Source organism: Mixta gaviniae, from assembly GCF_002953195.1.
Lineage (GTDB): Bacteria > Pseudomonadota > Gammaproteobacteria > Enterobacterales > Enterobacteriaceae > Mixta > Mixta gaviniae.
Window position 1 is genome coordinate 3469340 of record NZ_CP026377.1, and the last position, 16048, is coordinate 3485387.

Annotated in this window: 12 protein-coding genes and 1 pseudogene; 7 read left to right on the top strand and 6 right to left on the bottom strand. The window is 59.5% G+C overall.

All coding sequences use genetic code 11. The annotated features are described in order from the left end of the window. Positions 1 to 296 precede the first annotated feature (296 nt). Positions 297 to 452, bottom strand: coding sequence for a hypothetical protein (locus C2E15_RS21770; RefSeq protein ID WP_167391890.1), 156 nt, complete (start codon positions 450 to 452; stop codon positions 297 to 299). Positions 453 to 847: 395 nt separating this feature from the next. Between C2E15_RS21770 and C2E15_RS16250 the strand changes: the two genes are divergently transcribed. Then, positions 848 to 1204, top strand: a complete 357-nt coding sequence (locus C2E15_RS16250) for a hypothetical protein (protein ID WP_104958289.1) — start codon at positions 848 to 850, stop codon at positions 1202 to 1204. Positions 1205 to 1322: 118 nt separating this feature from the next. On the opposite strand, the gene C2E15_RS16255 is transcribed toward C2E15_RS16250, so the two are convergent. Next, complete coding sequence (locus C2E15_RS16255) at positions 1323 to 2282, bottom strand: apurinic/apyrimidinic endonuclease family protein (RefSeq protein WP_104958290.1); 960 nt, start codon at positions 2280 to 2282, stop codon at positions 1323 to 1325. 243 nt (positions 2283 to 2525) lie between these two features. On the opposite strand from C2E15_RS16255, the gene C2E15_RS16260 reads away from it, so the two are divergent. The 4 genes from C2E15_RS16260 to C2E15_RS16275 all read left to right on the top strand — a co-directional run bounded on the left by C2E15_RS16260 (position 2526) and on the right by C2E15_RS16275 (position 5986). Next, on the top strand, positions 2526 to 3710 hold the full coding sequence (locus C2E15_RS16260; RefSeq protein WP_104958291.1) for a CynX/NimT family MFS transporter: 1185 nt from the start codon (positions 2526 to 2528) through the stop codon (positions 3708 to 3710). Between the two features lie 144 nt (positions 3711 to 3854). Beyond that, the gene (locus tag C2E15_RS16265; protein WP_104958292.1) at positions 3855 to 4970 is read left to right on the top strand and encodes an ABC transporter substrate-binding protein; all 1116 of its coding nucleotides are present in this window, start codon (positions 3855 to 3857) and stop codon (positions 4968 to 4970) included. A 217-nt stretch (positions 4971 to 5187) separates the two neighbouring features. Beyond that, positions 5188 to 5502, top strand: coding sequence for a quaternary ammonium compound efflux SMR transporter SugE (gene sugE, locus C2E15_RS16270; protein ID WP_104958293.1), 315 nt, complete (start codon positions 5188 to 5190; stop codon positions 5500 to 5502). A gap of 142 nt (positions 5503 to 5644) precedes the next feature. Continuing rightward, positions 5645 to 5986: a DMT family transporter gene (locus tag C2E15_RS16275; protein ID WP_104958294.1), complete on the top strand. Its 342-nt coding sequence runs from the start codon at positions 5645 to 5647 to the stop codon at positions 5984 to 5986. A 114-nt stretch (positions 5987 to 6100) separates the two neighbouring features. On the opposite strand, the gene C2E15_RS16280 is transcribed toward C2E15_RS16275, so the two are convergent. The 3 genes from C2E15_RS16280 to C2E15_RS16290 form a co-directional block, all read right to left on the bottom strand. Beyond that, complete coding sequence (locus tag C2E15_RS16280) at positions 6101 to 6412, bottom strand: hypothetical protein (protein ID WP_104958295.1); 312 nt, start codon at positions 6410 to 6412, stop codon at positions 6101 to 6103. 239 nt (positions 6413 to 6651) lie between these two features. Further along, positions 6652 to 6900, bottom strand: coding sequence for a regulatory protein YcgZ (gene ycgZ, locus C2E15_RS16285; protein WP_104959218.1), 249 nt, complete (start codon positions 6898 to 6900; stop codon positions 6652 to 6654). A gap of 237 nt (positions 6901 to 7137) precedes the next feature. Then, positions 7138 to 8937 (bottom strand): carbon starvation CstA family protein, encoded by a 1800-nt coding sequence (locus C2E15_RS16290; protein WP_104958296.1) that lies wholly within the window; start codon positions 8935 to 8937, stop codon positions 7138 to 7140. 397 nt (positions 8938 to 9334) lie between these two features. On the opposite strand from C2E15_RS16290, the gene C2E15_RS21775 reads away from it, so the two are divergent. Both C2E15_RS21775 and C2E15_RS16295 read left to right on the top strand, forming a co-directional pair. Next, on the top strand, positions 9335 to 9499 hold the full coding sequence (locus C2E15_RS21775) for a hypothetical protein (protein WP_167391891.1): 165 nt from the start codon (positions 9335 to 9337) through the stop codon (positions 9497 to 9499). A 253-nt stretch (positions 9500 to 9752) separates the two neighbouring features. Continuing rightward, on the top strand, positions 9753 to 10373 hold the full coding sequence (locus tag C2E15_RS16295; protein WP_104958297.1) for a response regulator transcription factor: 621 nt from the start codon (positions 9753 to 9755) through the stop codon (positions 10371 to 10373). An 87-nt stretch (positions 10374 to 10460) separates the two neighbouring features. Here the strand turns inward: C2E15_RS16295 and C2E15_RS16300 are convergent. Next, positions 10461 to 16042 (bottom strand): annotated as a pseudogene (locus C2E15_RS16300) (trifunctional serine/threonine-protein kinase/ATP-binding protein/sensor histidine kinase). Positions 16043 to 16048 lie beyond the last annotated feature (6 nt).

A 16048-nucleotide genomic window follows, 5' to 3' on the forward strand; every position in this document is an offset into this window, starting at 1 on the left:
GCAGATAAGTTAAATCAATGCCTTTAACGGGCCTGGCATCATTTTTTAAGCTAATCGCAGGCAATTTTATATGCATACGCGCCATGGCTATGGCTAAAGCCCATAAAATTTACTGCAACGCACCGTGATAAGTGGCAGGACAGCCCCAGCTTTTTTTGTGCAAAAAAGCCCGCCAGGGCGGGCTTGTATCGCTGAATGTCCGGGCTGCGGTTTTCCTTATGCTTTATCGCGGTTACCTTCCCTGCTTGCTTACGCAGCGTGCCGTTAAGCCGTCAGAATGGCGTTCGCCTGCCCGGTTACTCAGTTTCCTGTGGCATGATTTCACACAGCCTTTCACTCATCACCACGACCGCCTCCACAAATTCGCTGTTCAGCTTAATTTTTGGATGCTGCCGAATAATCTCAACCAACACCGCGCCCACAAGTAAATCTTGCTCTAATGCCAGACTCATACTTATTCCCCGGTTCGCTGCAGAAGGAGTGTGATCTATAGCACAATCCCTTGTGATTTGAGTTAAGTGCAGCGGATTTGTTGGGCCGCAGATTTATCTTACCGGTTTAAAAACGCGGGATATGGCTGAAAGCAGTGATTTTATTAGCTGGCTGGGATAACCGTTTTTTTAAACCGAAACGCGACCCGGCCTGGTGACGGGCGCTGCATCAGCGAGACGCAAGCGCGCTGGCCGCCGCTGGCTGCCCCTCTTTTTCCGCTAACGCATGGCCTGGTGTTGCGCAGCAGCGGCTTCTGAACCTTCGTCACTTTACGGCATAATCCTAAGGCGGATGCCCAACAGCCGTGCCATCCTTTACTACACTGTTAAGGTTGATAACGTTTAATGAGGGATATATGAAAAAATCAATCATCGCACTTTCCGCATTGCTGCTGGCTTCTCCTGTTTTTGCTGCAACTACACACGCTACCGATGACACCGTTGCCACTGCGCATGAAGGGGCAAACACGGCGAAAGAAAAACTGCATCAAACCGAGAATCAGGGCAAAGAGCTGAAGCTTAAGTCCGAGCATGCCGCCGAAGGCAAAAGCCATAACCTGAGCAGCCGCGCCAGCGAAAACACGCAGAAGGCATGGCATAAAACCAAAGAAGGCACCGAAAAAGGTTGGGACGCCACTAAAGAAGGCACCGAAAAAGGCTGGAATAAGACCAAAGAAGGCGCCAGCGACCTGAAAAACAAAGTTACTGAATAATTCAGTGATAGATCACAAGGCCGCCTGCGCGGCCTTTTTTATGCCGTTAGTTTAACGATGACCCGAAGCGGCGTCTCCTCGTCGCGTTCGCCCACGCTTGCGGCAAACTGACCGCACCTTACCGCTTCAGCTGTTGATACGCGTAGAGCCTGTCTCTGGCGAGGTTCTTCATCTTCACTTCGCACATGATATCGAACGCATCGAACGATAATGCCCAGTCGTTAAGCGTATCGTTAAAATAGTAATCGGAGTGCGCGCGCAGCTTCGATTTCGCCAGCCCCAGCGTCAGCTGATCGGGAAAACCCTGCTCGGGAATCAAGCCTTCCTGTGAGATGGAATAGTGCAAAACCGGTCTGACGCCGCGCCAGGATGCCTGAATCATTGCGATACGCGCGTCATCCGGCTGAATAAATTCATTCTCCTTCACCCAGTGATGATGAATATCCAGCACGATGGGGCACAGCTCTCTGGCCTGCAGCACGTCATCGAGCGAGCAGGAGATCTCATCATTCTCCACCGTCAGCATATTTTTAGCTTCAGGGCTTAGCCTGGCGAAGGCGGCTTTAAAGCCGTCGAAACCGCCGCGGCCGTTCATATGCACGTTGATTTTGAAATCCTGAAAGGTTTTGCCGTAGCCCATCATAGTCGCACACAGCGCGTGATACTCCACATCCTCCAGCGCCCGGGTCACCACATCCGGATTATCGGATGCCAGCACCGAATACTGGCCGGGATGGAAAGAGAGACGGATATTGTTGGCACGCGCCGTCTCGCCGCACTGCGTGAACAGCGGCGCCAGATCGGGCAGAAACGCCTGATAAAGCGGCAACGCTTCCGGCACGGTGTAGAGCGGCAACAGATCGCTGCCGATGCGCATCATGCGTTGTTCATCGGGCAGCTGCGCCAGCTGCTGCAGGATCGCCAGTAAATGGGTCAGATTAATCGTGGCGTATTCATAAACCAGCTTCACTCGGTCTTCATGATCCAATCCCAGAAAGCGCTTACGGGTAGGCGACTTGAAAGGAAAAAGCTGTAGCGACTCCGGGGTAAGAAATTTACAAGCGAAACCAAGTTTCATAATCACTCCTGTTAATACACCTCCTTTAAGTCTAACCACTATTAAAAAAGTTGGAGAAAAACAGGCGAAGGGGCAGTAAGGCGCGGCCGGATCCGGCAGGGGCAGCGGGCCGATCTTGCCAGCGCCGGGGTTGTTGGATAGTATGGCGCACAGACATCAGGGCCAGCGCCCTTTTGCGTAAGCGTTAACGTTAACCAACGCACTTCCGGCAGGCTGACGTCTGCTCATGGTGCGAAAGGTATTATGTCCCGCTCTCCAACACCCGCCTCTTCCGGTTTTTTCCTGTTCGTTCTGTTAATCACCGCGGCCAATTTGCGCACGCCGCTTACCGTTACCGGCCCGGTGCTGGAAAACATTTGCCGCACGTTCGGCCTGGATGCTTTCGGCGCGGGTCTGCTGAACTTTATTCCGCTGTTGATGTTCGCCCTGCTGGCGCCGCTCGCGTCCTGGCTGGGAAACCGCTTTGGGCTGGAGAAGACATTGTGGAGCGCGGTCTGGCTGATTGTTATCGGCTCTGTACTGCGCATTACCGGCAGCGCTGAGGCGCTCTGGTTAGGCACCCTGACCCTAAGCGCCGGTATCGCCGCGGCCAATGTACTGCTGCCGCCGCTGATTAAGCGCGACTTTACCGACCATACGGTGAAATATATCGGTCTCTACGCTTCGACGATGGCGATCACCGCCAGCCTGGCTTCCGGCACCGCCGTGCCGCTGGCGCAGGCGTCCCGTCTCGGCTGGTCGCTGTCGCTGGGCATCTGGCTGCTGCCGGCGCTGGTCGCGCTGGTTGTCTGGCTGCCGTTGCTCAACCGGGCGCGTGCCGCTCATGCTGCGCGCCGCAGCACGCCACCGACGCCGCTGCGTTCGCCATGGGGCTCGCTGCTTGGCTGGCAGGTCTCGCTCTTTATGGCGCTGCAGTCGATGGTGTTTTACACCCTGATCGCCTGGTTTACGCCCTATGCGCAGGCGAGCGGCTTCAGCCAGCAGAGCGCCGGCTGGCTGCTGTTTCTGTATCAGGTGATTGCCGTGGCGGCCAACCTTAGCTGCATGGTGGCGCTGAAAAAGCTGCACGATCAGCGCGCTATCGGTCTGGCAGCGTCGCTGGCGATTTTTATCGGCCTCGCCGGATTACTGCTGATGCCGCAGCTGGCGGCGCTCTGGCTGATTATCGCCGGGCTGGGCGCCGGCGCCTCAATGGTGACCTGCCTGTCGCTCTTCAGCCTGCGCGCAGGCGATCACCAGCAGGCTGCGCAGCTCTCCGGCATGGCGCAGTGCGTCGGCTACGGCCTGGCCGCGCTGGGGCCGCTGGCGTTCGGCCTCATCCATGAGCGCTTCGCCAGCTGGCACGCCGCGCTGGCGGCCCTGCTCTGCATGAGCCTGCTGCAAATCATCATTGCGCCGCTGGCGGGCAGGAAAAAACAGATCGGCTAAATGAATGCGCCTGCCCTCAGGCAGGCGTCGCTCTCTCCCCCGCCACTTTTTCTTCACTCGCCTGTTTTACTTTTTCCGCAAATCGACGATAGTAGCGCCGTTGTTACTAATAATTATCATTATCAATACCAACGGATGCAGAAAATGAAAAAATGGTTATTTGCGCTGGGGCTTATCGCGTTCTGGAGTCAGGCTCAGGCGAAAATTCTGACCGACGTCACCGGGCGCCAGGTCGAGGTCAGTAATGAAGCGAAACGCATCATTCTGGGTGAAGGACGGCAGATTTACTTACTGGCGGCGTTCGATACCGATGCGCCGTTTCAGCGCGTGGTAGGCTGGCGCGACGATTTTCATAAGGCCGATCTGGACAGTTACCGCGCCTATGAAAAACGCTATCCGCAGATCGCCGCGTTGCCGACATTCGGCGGCATTAAAAACGGCACCTTCGACGTAGAGCAGGCGCTGACGCTGAAGCCCGATCTGGTGCTGATGAATCTGGAATCAAAGGCCGCTACCGATGAGGGCAAACTGATCGAAAAGCTGCAGGCGGTCGGGGTGCCGGTGGTGTTTATCGATTTTCGTGAAAAGCCGTTTGAGAATGCGGAAAAAAGCATTCGCATTATGGGCGAGCTGCTGAACAAGCCGCAGCGGGCGGAGGAGATCATCACATTCCGTCGCCAGCAGATTGAACTTGTTACCTCACGGCTGCAGCATTTCCACGGCAAGCGACCGGGCGTGATGATCGATCGCGCCGGCGGCTACAGCGATGAATGCTGCATGTCATTCGGCAATGAAAACTTCGGGCAGATGGTGGAGATGGCCGGAGGTCGCAATATTGCGAAAAACCTGATCCCCGGCACCTTCGGCACGCTTAATCCGGAACAGATCATCAGCAGCAATCCCGATATGGTGGTAGTGACCGGCGCCAACTGGAAAAACTACAATACCGTCGGGAAATGGGTCGGCGTCGGTCCCGGCGCGGATCTCGCTGAGGCGCGGCAACGTCTGCAGGCGCTGATGACGCGCGACGCCTTTAAAACCCTGCCGGTAGTGCGCGCGGGGAACGTTCACGCTATCTGGCACCAGTTCTATGATAGCCCCTATCAGTTTGTCGCTATTCAGGTGCTGGCAAAGTGGCTTCACCCGGAGCTGTTTGCCGATCTCGATCCCGAAGCGACCTTCCGCGCTTTTCATCAGCGCTTTCTGCCGCTGCCCTACGAGCCGGGCTACTGGGTCAGCCTGACGCCGCCGGCGCGCTGATCTGAGTCCGCCTGCGCCGGGGCGGCGCTTTTCTGCCGTCCCGGTATCACGCAAAACGGCTGCCCTTGCCTGCCGATACGCGCCAGCCTGGCTCGCGCCGCTTCACCGCCGGGCGCTGAAGCGGCTATACTGTTCAGCGCATCCGAACCGGGGACGACCCCGGCTTCTTCTCTGTCACGTCCGGGACGGCCCGGCTCTTAACATAAGGAGAGCCAGCATGGCCTGGATCTTGTTAACCGTTGCAGGTTTATTCGAAGTCGTCTGGTCGTTCGCCATGAAACAGTCTCAGGGCTTTACCCGCCTCGGCCCTTCGGTTATTACAATTGCGGCGATGATCGTAAGCTTCGCCCTGCTGGCGGTCTCAATGAGATCGCTGCCGCTCGGCACCGCCTATACCCTCTGGACCGGCATCGGCGCCGTCGGCGCGTTTATCGCCGGGCTGCTGTTTCTTGGCGAGCCGGCAACGCCGATGCGGATCGCCGCCGCCGTGCTGATCGTCTCCGGGCTGGTGCTGATGAAGCTCGCGTCCTGATCCCGGTTCAGAAAACCGCCGGGCGGCATTAAACCAATGATGCTGCCCGCGCATGTCGACATTGCCCTGCCCGCGCGCGTTGCGCATAATCCCCGCCCTGACTCCTCATGCTCCCGGCATTTATTCAAAGGTAACCGCGTTTATGTCTCCCCTTCTCGCCTGGTCTTCGCTGGCCGGCGCCATCGTCTGCGAAATTATCGGCACCGTCTATTTAGGCAAATCGGTTCACTTCACGCGCCTGGTTCCCTGCCTGCTCTGCGTGCTGTTTTACGCCGCATCGGTCTATCTGCTGGCGCAGTCGCTGCGGGTCGTGCCGCTGGCGCTGGCCTACGCCTCATGGGGCGGCCTCGGTATCGTCTTCACCACCGTGGCAAGCATTCTGATTTTCAAACAGCGTCCTGATACACCCGCGCTGATTGGCATCACGCTTATTGTGATCGGCGTGGTGATCGTCAACGGCTTTTCCAAGATGTCGGTGCATTAAGCGGCGGGATGTAGCGCGTGGCGGCGCGATGAGATGAAAAGATCGGGTGCGGCAGGCATAAAAAAAAACCGGCAGAATGCTGTAGCGTTACAGTCATTCTGCCGGTCTGTTTACTCAGTCATGGTCCTCACGATCGTCACTGCGGGTTCGTCTGAACCCAAAGCGGTTCTGAGGCATTCTGACCGTTTTGCTGTCAGTGCTGTTGACGTCTTGCAGACGGTGCCCTGTCACTGACTGCGGAATGTGTCGGAATGCTTTTCTGGCCTGCCAGTAAGACATGATTTTTTCTTCATCCGTCTCGGCTTCGGCAAGCTGCTGTAATCGCTCCAGAACAGAGTGATTATTTAAAGCACCCCGGTTGTCCAGAATTGACAATACCGCTTCGCCCAGGGCCACATGCATATTTTTTAAGTCGTCTTTATCCAATTTCTCTCCTGTGCTGATGTTAACGAAAACTGGCTTCGGCAGAGGGACATCGCTTCATTTACGGAAGGCGACACCACACTCTGTGGAATAACCAGGCGTTTTTCAGGCGGCGACTGTTCCGCCAGGCAACAGCGACGCCGAAATCAGGAGAGGTTTACTGCAGAGAAACATAATGTGAAAATTATTTTGCGATATAACAGCAGACGGCAGCGAACCGCGGTCTGCTTAATAAAAGTGGTTTATTCGCGGCCCAGCGCTAACGCCAGCAGGCCGTGATAATGCTTTTCCATTTCCGTCCCCGTGGCGCCATCCAGTTTCGCCAGCAGCTTTGAGCAGATCGCTTTACGATTCACCGATTGACCGGCGCGTAAAATCTCTTCCACAATTTGACCCAGCGTCTCTTGCTGCGTCGGAAGCGAGCAATCTGCCATCGTGCAGGACTGTGCAAGCGAATGCCCAGTCTCAGGTGTCCATCGTTGCTGCTGCATCATCGGCGCCCTCGTGGTCAGATTAAAAAACAGCCTAACGGTCTGATGGCTAAACTATACAAAAACGTAAAACCTGTACAGGTTTTTTTGATCATTTCGTTAATTTTGTATCGGTTTTGGCTCATCAGGCGCTTCCGCCCCGCCGGTTATCTCTACCGTTAGCGCTTTTGCCGCCCTTTTAAGCACACGCCGGCGATAAAAAAGGCCGGTTTTACCGGCCTTCATGCAACGTCATGTTCAGGAAAGCACCTCGACCGGCGCCGCCTGCGATCTTGTGCGCCACAGCAGGATCCAACGCTGAAGAGAGGCGATCATAATGATCAACCCCAGCGTTACCATAATGATCGAGATGGTGCCGTTGAACAGGTTGTAGCCTTTTGCCGCAGCGTTGAAGTAGACATTTTTCACCATCCACCAGGCGGCATAGTTAACCGTGACATAGAGATAGGCCAGCGGGATCAGGCAGGTCAGCATATAGCGGCGCTTCTGCGCCATGCGTAAAATGATGGTAGCGCCGATCATCAGACCAATCGACGCCATCAGTTGGTTGGAGACGCCGAAAAGTGCCCAAACGGAGTTGATATCGCCGGAGTTCAGTAAATATCCCCACAGCAAACAGGCGACGACACTGCAACCAACCGCGCCGGGCATCCAGTTGGTGCGCTTCAGCGGCGCCCAGATATCGCCCAGGAAATCCTGCAGCAGATAACGCGCCACGCGGGTGCCGGAATCGACGGCGGTGAGGATAAATACCGCTTCAAACATCACCACAAACTGGAAAAAGTAAGAGGCCAGGTGGCTAAACCAGGGGATGCGGGTAAAGATATCCGCCATGCCGACCGCCAGCGTTACCGCGCCACCGGTGCGCCCGTAAAGATCGAGGCCGATCGCGTCGCTGAGCTGCGGCAGATGCACCACGTTCATGCCTAATCCGGCAAATACCTCCGGCGTCGAGTTAATGGCGAAATAGTCCGCCGGATGCAGCGCAGTGGCGGCGATCAGCGCCATCACCCCCACCATGCACTCCGCCAGCATGGCGCCGAAGGCGACCGGCAGAATATCGTTCCACTTATCGATCTGCTTCGGCGTGGTGCCAGAGCCGATAAAGGCGTGAAAGCCGGAGATGGCGCCGCAGGCGATGGTGATCGAGATAAAGGGCCAGACCGGCCCGGCCAGCACCGGGCCGTTGCCATGGATAAACTGCGTCACCGCCGGAAACTGGATTTCCGGGTTGATAAACACCACGCCGACCACCAGCGCGCCGAATACGCCGATTTTCATAAAGCTGGAGAGATAGCCGCGCGGCGTCAGCAGCATCCAGACCGGCAGCGCGGTGGCGAAAAAGGCGTAGAAAGGCAGCAGCAGGCTGACGGTTGACGCCTTAAGGCTGAGCCAGGCGCCGAACGCGGAATCCTGAATGGCGGGGCCGGCGATCACGCAGCCGAAAATCACCAGAATGCCGACCCAGGTCGCGCCGCGCATGCTGCCGGTGACGCGCTCCCACAGCCCAACGCCGATCGCCACCGGAATGGTCATAAAGACCGCGAAGGTACCCCATGGGTTGCGCTCCAGCGCATGCACCACCACCATCGACAGGCCCGCCATGGTGATGGTGATGATAAACAGCATCGCCAGCCCGGTACACCAGCCGGCGACCGGTCCCAGCTCCGATTTCGCCACTTCCGAAAGCGATTTCCCCTGATGCTTCATCGAGGCGAACAGCACCACGGTATCATGCACCGCACCGCCGATAACGCAGCCGATCAGCAACCAGAGAAAGCTGGGCAGATAGCCATACTGCGCCGCCAGCACCGGCCCCACCAGCGGTCCGGCGGCGGCGATGGCGGCGAAATGGCTGCCGAAGTTCACCCATTTTTTCGTTGGTACGTAATCTTTGCCATCTTCCAGCTGATGCGACGGCGTCACCTCGCTGTCATCGGCATTCAGCACTTTACGGACGAAAAAGACGCCGTAAAAGCGATAGCAGATAGCGAGGATACACAGCGTCGCGATAACAAACGTCAATGCGTGTGACATAGCCCACTCCAGAGATAAAAAAGGTCGGGGCTATCCTGTCACGCCGCGCGCCTGCAGGCGGCGGCAAAGCGCGTCAGCGGCGCTATGGCGCGCCGGGCGGTCGGAAAACGGTGCTAAGCGGCGGGTAATCAACTTCCGGCGCGGGGCCAGGGGGCGGGTGCGATATGCCGGGGGCCGGCCGCGCGCCGCCCGTTCCTGACAGAAACGAACGCGAGCGGCAACGGATCGGTTAGTGCGTAAACAGGTTAAAAGTACTGCTGTAGTAGCTCACCATCCAGCCCACATAGACCAGCCATACCAGCAGCACGCCGGTGATACCCATTTTCAATGACATGACGACTCTCCATTATTGCCCAGGCTCGCGCCTCTTCTTCGCCATAACTTGCCAGAGTGCGAAATGTCTGAACTTGCGCTGGATCAATCAAGCCGGGTTTATGTGAAAAATGTAGAGATGATGTGGATCATGATTTATTTTTTTGGCGCTTTTGCTTTTTTAAACCTATTTGCCGCCGCGCTAAACATTCAGAAATTCGCTATTCTGCAGCCCGCTCAGGCGCGCTAATTTCCTGTTTTCCCCGGATTGGCTGGCGCGTCGCCCGTGAGGCAGATCAAATTTTAATCCTTTTATGTCAGTTATTTAACCGGTTCAGCACCGCAATATTATTTCAAACATGATAATGATAATTATTGTGATAACATCCAGCATGTTTCAGAAAGTTTAGCGTTATGTTGCCGTAATTTAACCAGCAAAAAAATTCAGGTTTTCGCCAGGCTTATCCATACCGGAGCAGACACACTGATGAGAGGGGCTAATTATGGATCCGATAGTGTACGTGGTGGATGACGATCATTCGGTCAGGCAGTCGCTGGTGAGCCTGCTGACGGCGGAAGATTATCAGGTCGCCGATTTCCCCTCCGCGCAGGCGTTTCTCGCCCACCCTTTCAGCCCGGCGCCGGGCTGCCTGATCCTTGATATGAATATGCCGGAAGCCAACGGCTTTGACGTGACTGATACCCTGCGTCGCCTTGGCCACCTTATCCCCACCATCTTTCTTACCGGCTACGGCACCATTCCGCTGTCGGTCAAGGCGATGAAGGCGGGCGCCTGCGAATTTATGACCAAGCCGGCGGTGCCGCGGCTGCTGCTGGCGGCGGTGTCGGAAGCGCTAAAGCTGGCGCAGGAGAACCTCTGCGCTTCGCAAGAGCTGCAAACGCTGACCGCGCGCTATGAATCCCTGACGCCGCGCGAGCGTGAAGTGCTGCAGCTGGCGATCGGCGGCCTGCTGAATAAGCAGATCGCCACCGCGATGGGCGTCAGCGAAATTACCGCTAAAGTGCATAAAAGACGGGTGATGGAAAAGATGGCGGCGCGTTCGCTGACCGATCTGGTCAGGGCGGCGGGACGTCTGAATATCGTGCAGACTCAGGGGCGTTAGCGCCGGTTATCTCCCCTGCGCGCATCGCCCCCCGCTGTCGCGTAAAACGGTGCCACGTCGCCAGCCTGATAACGCGGCAAGCGCGCCTCACGCCGGCTCGCCGTTGTCGCCCGGCAGCGTAAAGGAAAAGACGCTGCCATAGGGTTCGCGGCTGGCCGCGCTCAGTTCGCCGAGGTGCTTTTCGATAATGCCGTAGCTGATGGTCAGCCCCATCCCCATGCCCTGCTCTTTGGTGGTATAGAACGAATCGAACAGCCGCGCCCGCACCTCGGGCTTAGCCCCACGCCGGTATCGGCAATCTCCAGACGAATTTTTCCCGCCGCCGGGTTGGATGATGTGACAGTAATGACGCGCGGCCGATCGTGAACCTCCGCCATCGCATCAATGGCGTTCACCACCAGGTTGAGCAGCACCTGCTGGATCTGCACGCTGTCGCCGTAGATAACAGCCTGTTCCGCCGTCAGCGCATAGTTGAGAACGATCTGCCGCTGCTCCAGCTCGCTGCGCGAAAGCGCCATGATGTGATAAACCAGATGATGCAGATTGACGCGTGCCCAGCTTGACTGCTGATTGCGCGTCAGCGCCTGCAACCCACGGATAATATTGCCCGCGCGTTCGCCCTCGCTGATGATCTCCTCCAGGCTGGCGCGCGCGTTGCCCAGCATCGCCGGCTCGCGGCTCAGCCAGCGCAGGCTCGCCCCGGCGTTGGCGACGATCGACATCAGCGGCTGATTGATTTCATGGGCGATCGAGGCCGTCAGCTGGCCGACGGTGGTGGCGCGCGACACGCGTGCCAGGTCAGCCTGCGCCACCCGCACCGCATCTTCCGACTGCCGGCGCGCGGTAACGTCGGTGATGGTGCCGAAATATTCCGCGATGCTGGCATCCTCGCCGATCGGGTTGCCCACGCCAAGAATATAGCGGCAGTCGCCATCCGACCGAAGAATACGGAATTCGGCGCGCATCGATACGCCGTTGCGCACGCTGTCGGTCACCAGCTTGCTGATGCGCTGATGATCTTCCGTATGCACCAGCGTCAGGAAATCAGCCATGGAGATAGTGCGCTGGCTCTCCGGCAGCCCAAGGATGCGGGCATATTCATCGGAGACATACATCAAATCCTGCTCCAGCTCCCAGCGCCAGGTACCGGTATTACTGATGCGTTCACCCAGCATCAGCGAGGTCTGGCTGGCGCGCAGCTCTTTCTCTACCCGGCGACGCTGAATATTCTCCGCCAGCAGCTCGGCATAAAGCCGCGCCGTCTCCAGCGATACCGCCGCCTGCGCCGCCAGCATCCTGACGATGCGCGAATGTTCGGCAGTGAAAATTTCCGGCATCAGGCGGTTCTCGAGATAGAGAACGCCGACCATTTTGGCCTGCTTATACATCGGTACGCAAAGCACTGCCGCGCCCGAGGTCACCAGATAGGCATCCTGGCTGAACGGGCTGAATACCTCCGGCCTGCTGGTGCGGATCTCCTGGCCGGTGCGCATCACCGCCGCCAGCACCGACAGCGGCATATCGGTCGCCGACGGCGTCTCTTTGACAATCCTGACCTTCACGCCGTCGGCGGTGGTCTCCGCCCAGGCCTGGGTTTCCGGGATATTGTCGTCGAGAATGCGGATCAGCAGGCCGCGCTGCGCGCCCGCCCGCTCCAGCAGCATGGTCATCAGAATATGGATCAGCCGGTCAAGGTTGATCTCTTCAGTCATCGCCCTGACCGCGCGCAGCACGCTCTCCAGATCGCGGATCACCTCGTTCGGCGCAAAGGCGATGGTGTCGTAAGGGCTGCTCTGCCCCGACGGCGCGAGGTGCGGGTAACGCCGCTCCAGCTGGCGTAGCTTCGCCAGCGCTCCCCAGCGGCGCCAGGCGGCGAACGCCCCTTTGCAGTAAGCATCGGCGGCAACCTGATAGCCGCAGCTTCTGGCGAAGCGCCCGGCCAGCTCGCACGCCAGCCCGTTGATAGGGTGAAACTCCGCCTCGCCCGCCAGCCGGATGGCTTGTTCATACAGCGCGCTGGCGTCGCCGTTTCTTTGCTCCAGGCGCGCCAGCTCGGCACCGATCAACGCCGCTTTATCGGCAAAGGTGTCGGGATTATGGCGCGCCCACAGCGTGATTTTCGCATGGTGCGCCAGCGCCTCGCGCCGCCGTTCGGCGTCAAACTCCGCCGGCGTCAGGCTAAGCGTCAGGGAGAGCGCGCTGTAAAAGTGATAGTCGAGCAGATGCAGATAGCCAGGCACCGCGCGGGTAAATGGCGCCGCCTCGCGCAGGCAGTCGGCGGCCTGCGGATATTCGCCCGCCATAAAGTATGCCTTCGCCCGATAGAGCCAGAACCAGAACTGCGTCAGCGGCATCGGCCGGTTGCTCTCGCCGGGCGCGGCGATCAGCGATTCCGGAAAAAGATCCGCGCCGCTAAAGCCGGTGGACGAGGCGTTACGCAGGTGCGTGACATAGATCCGCTGGATCTGCAGCAGTACCTCAACATCGGGGAAGCGCCGCTTGCGGATAAAGCTCAGCCCACGCTCGATAGTGGTCTGCACGCCCTCAAGGTGGTCGCCGCGCAGCAGGAAGTTCATCGTCTGATGACGGATGATAAAGCAGGCGGCGGTTAAATCGCCGTTATCCACCGCCACGGTAAAACAGGCTTTGGCGTTGTCCACCGCCACGCTGAGCGGTGCCACCCAGGCGCTGGCCAGATCGACCGCCAGCAGGGTGCGCCCCTTAAAATTGTTGAACGCGTGGCGCATCACCAGATCGCGCCCCAGCTCGCTATAGCAGTAACCCTGCGGATAGGCATCATAGCGCCGTCCCACCAGTACGCCATACCAGGCGAGCGCGGCGGTGGAAGCACCGCACAGCCCGCGATCGAGCGTCATCTGCAGGATTTTGCACAGCAGCAGAAAATGCAGCTCCGGGCAGGCGAAGGCGGCGAACATCGCGGCGCTGAGCATCAGGCTCATGATCGCCTCCGCTTCGCGGTCGTCGGTGACCGGTAGCGCGCCGAAACGGCCGACGGCATCCTGACCGATGCGCTGTTCCAGCGCCTGCCACGCGCGCGCGCACGCCTCATCGTCCGGCTGACGGCTGAGATGAATGCCGAACACCGCCAGCCATGCCAGCGCGGTCTCCAGCGCCAGATGCATATCGGACTGGCGCATATGCAGCTCCGCCATCATGCAGGCGGCCACCGCTTTCTGCTCCAGGCTGCCCGGCATGCCCATCAGGCGGCTGCAGAGCGCCAGCGCCGAGGCGAGATTACCCTGTAAAAACTCGCACTCCGCCTCCTCGAAATCGAGGGTAAAATCCTCCTCCGGCGCGGCGTGCGGTGCCTCCGGCCTCAGCCGTTTCGCGCTACGCAGATAGCGCACCGCCGAGGCGTAATCGCCGGTGCTTTTGGCCCGCTGCGCCGCCAGCCGGCACAGGGCGCGAAAGCTATCGCGCTGCGGCGAGACACAGATGCGATCCAGCGCGGCGGTAATGTGATAAACCGCCAGAAACAGCGTGTCGTTATTGTCAGTCTGGCGCGCCGCGTCCGCCAGCTGGCAGGCGGCGGCGAAGTTAAGCCGGCACGCCTCTTCCGGCGCCAGCAGCGCCTGCGCCGCCTTATGTACGCGATCATGGGTAAAGGCGTATTCGTCGCCCGCCAGAGTGATCAGCCGCGCCGCAATGGCGGGCTGCAGCTGCTCCTGCAGGCGCGCCTGGGCGATCCCCTGCGTCTGGCTCAGCAGCGCCAGCTTGCCGACGCCGCCGACGCTGGCGAGACAGCCGAGTAGCTTACGCGTCGGCAGCGGCATATCGCCCAGCTGCTGCAGCAGCAGACTGGCGACGTTTTCGGTATAGTTGCGCGCGCGGATCGCCGCCAGATCGTAATGCCACTTACCGTGCTGCGGATGGGGGACAATCAGCCCGTCGCGCACGATGCGGCGCAGAAATTCATGGGTAAACAGCGGATTGCCGCCGGTTTTCTCATGGATCAGCGCCGCCAGCTCGCCAAGGCCCGCGGCGCGGGTTTGCAGAAAATCGGCCAGCCAGCGCGCCACCGCTTTGACACTGAGCGGCTCCGGCCGGATTTCCGGCAGCATGGCGGCGCTGGCGCGCAGCCCCGCCAGCGGGCAGGCCGGCGAACCTTCGCTCTGCGTCTCCGCGTCGCTGTATGAGACCACCATCAGCAGCGGCAACGCGTCGCTGTGCTGGGCCAGATACTCCAGCAGTTGCAGGCTGGCCTGATCGATCCAGTGAATATCATCAATCATCAGCACCAGCGGACGGCCCGGCGTGGCAAACGCCTTTACCAGGCCGTGCGCCATCTGATTAAAGCGCACCCGGGCGTCGGCGGAGTGCATATCGGCGGGCATCAGCGGCTTGCTTTCCAGCAGCAGCCCCAGCTCGGGCACCAGGTTCACCGCCAGCCCGGTGTAGCTGCCCAGCGCCTGCGTCAGCCGCAGCTTCCAGCGCGCCACGTCAGCCGATGCCAGGCCAAGCAGCCAGAGCGTCAGCGAGCGAAAGGCGGCGGAGATCACCGCATAGGGCAGCACCGGCGAATATTGATCCGCCTTGCTGACGGCGAGCAGCGCCGGCCTGCGCTGCATCTTTTTTAACGCCGAGGCGATAAGCGACGATTTACCGCTGCCCTGCGGCCCGCCGATGGCTACCAGCGCCGCCGCGCCGCTGCTGGCGACCCGATCCAGCGCCGCCAGCAGCCGATCCGCCTGCGGATGCGCCAGGAAGAGGTTATCCGCCAGCGCCAGCGCCGGCAGCCGATCCTGCAGGCCCGGCGTGAAATCGGCGATAGTGCCGCTCTCCGCCAGGTTCGCCTGACAGCGGCGTAAATCGGCGATCAGCCCTTCAACGGTCTGGTAGCGGTTGCCGGGCGCTTTCTCCAGCAGACGTAAAATAATGGCCGACAGCATCGTCGGCACCTCGCCGCGCACCGCGTGCGGCGGCCGGGGCGCGGAAGCGATATGGTGATGCGCCCACTCCGCCGGCCCGCCTTCGCTGAGATCGAACGGCAGCGTGCCGGTCAGCAGCTCATACAGCACAATGCCGAGGCTGTAGAGATCGCTGCGGCTGTCCACCGCGTCGCGAATGCGGGTGGTATGCTCCGGCGACATATAGGCCAGGGTGCCGCCCGGCGCGGTCATCCGCGTCTGGCCGGCGTTCTCTTCCGGCCCGCGGGTCAGCCCGAAGCCCGCCAGACGGCAGCGGCCATCCGGATCGAGAAACAGATTGCCGGGCTTGATGTCGCTATGAATCAACCCCAGCGCATGCATCTGCCGCAGCGGCGTGCAGATGCGCACCGCCAGCGCCAGAAAATCAGCCAGTCCGCCGGCTGCCGGCCGCGCCGACTGCGCCAGGGTTTTAAAGGGAAACGGGGCGTACGCCAGCGCGTAGCGGCCATGATGCAGCGTGCTGCTGACCGGCCGGACCGCCCAGCCATCGTCCAGCTGCATACGCAGCGAAAACTCGTTTTTCAACAGCTGCGTCGCCTGAAACGACGCCTCTTCGCCGGCAGCGCTGGCGAGAATAAAGGCGTCGCCCGCGTGCAGCGGCTCGCATCGCATCCAGGCGATGCATCCTTCCTGCGCCAGCGGCGTAAAGATCATCTCGTCGTTTAAGGTAAACACCGCGCCGTGCATCGCCTCGCCGGCGGCAGAAAGTTTCTCACTCATCAAAGC

Bases quoted from the DNA above. Each gene is read 5' to 3' on its own strand.
- C2E15_RS21770 (WP_167391890.1), bottom strand. From the start codon at position 452: ATGAGTCTGGCATTAGAGCAAGATTTACTTGTGGGCGCGGTGTTGGTT.
- C2E15_RS16250 (WP_104958289.1), top strand. From the start codon at position 848: ATGAAAAAATCAATCATCGCACTTTCCGCATTGCTGCTGGCTTCTCCT.
- C2E15_RS16255 (WP_104958290.1), bottom strand. From the start codon at position 2,282: ATGAAACTTGGTTTCGCTTGTAAATTTCTTACCCCGGAGTCGCTACAG.
- C2E15_RS16260 (WP_104958291.1), top strand. From the start codon at position 2,526: ATGTCCCGCTCTCCAACACCCGCCTCTTCCGGTTTTTTCCTGTTCGTT.
- C2E15_RS16265 (WP_104958292.1), top strand. From the start codon at position 3,855: ATGAAAAAATGGTTATTTGCGCTGGGGCTTATCGCGTTCTGGAGTCAG.
- sugE (WP_104958293.1), top strand. From the start codon at position 5,188: ATGGCCTGGATCTTGTTAACCGTTGCAGGTTTATTCGAAGTCGTCTGG.
- C2E15_RS16275 (WP_104958294.1), top strand. From the start codon at position 5,645: ATGTCTCCCCTTCTCGCCTGGTCTTCGCTGGCCGGCGCCATCGTCTGC.
- ycgZ (WP_104959218.1), bottom strand. From the start codon at position 6,900: ATGCAGCAGCAACGATGGACACCTGAGACTGGGCATTCGCTTGCACAG.
- C2E15_RS16290 (WP_104958296.1), bottom strand. From the start codon at position 8,937: ATGTCACACGCATTGACGTTTGTTATCGCGACGCTGTGTATCCTCGCT.
- C2E15_RS21775 (WP_167391891.1), top strand. From the start codon at position 9,335: ATGTCTGAACTTGCGCTGGATCAATCAAGCCGGGTTTATGTGAAAAAT.
- C2E15_RS16295 (WP_104958297.1), top strand. From the start codon at position 9,753: ATGGATCCGATAGTGTACGTGGTGGATGACGATCATTCGGTCAGGCAG.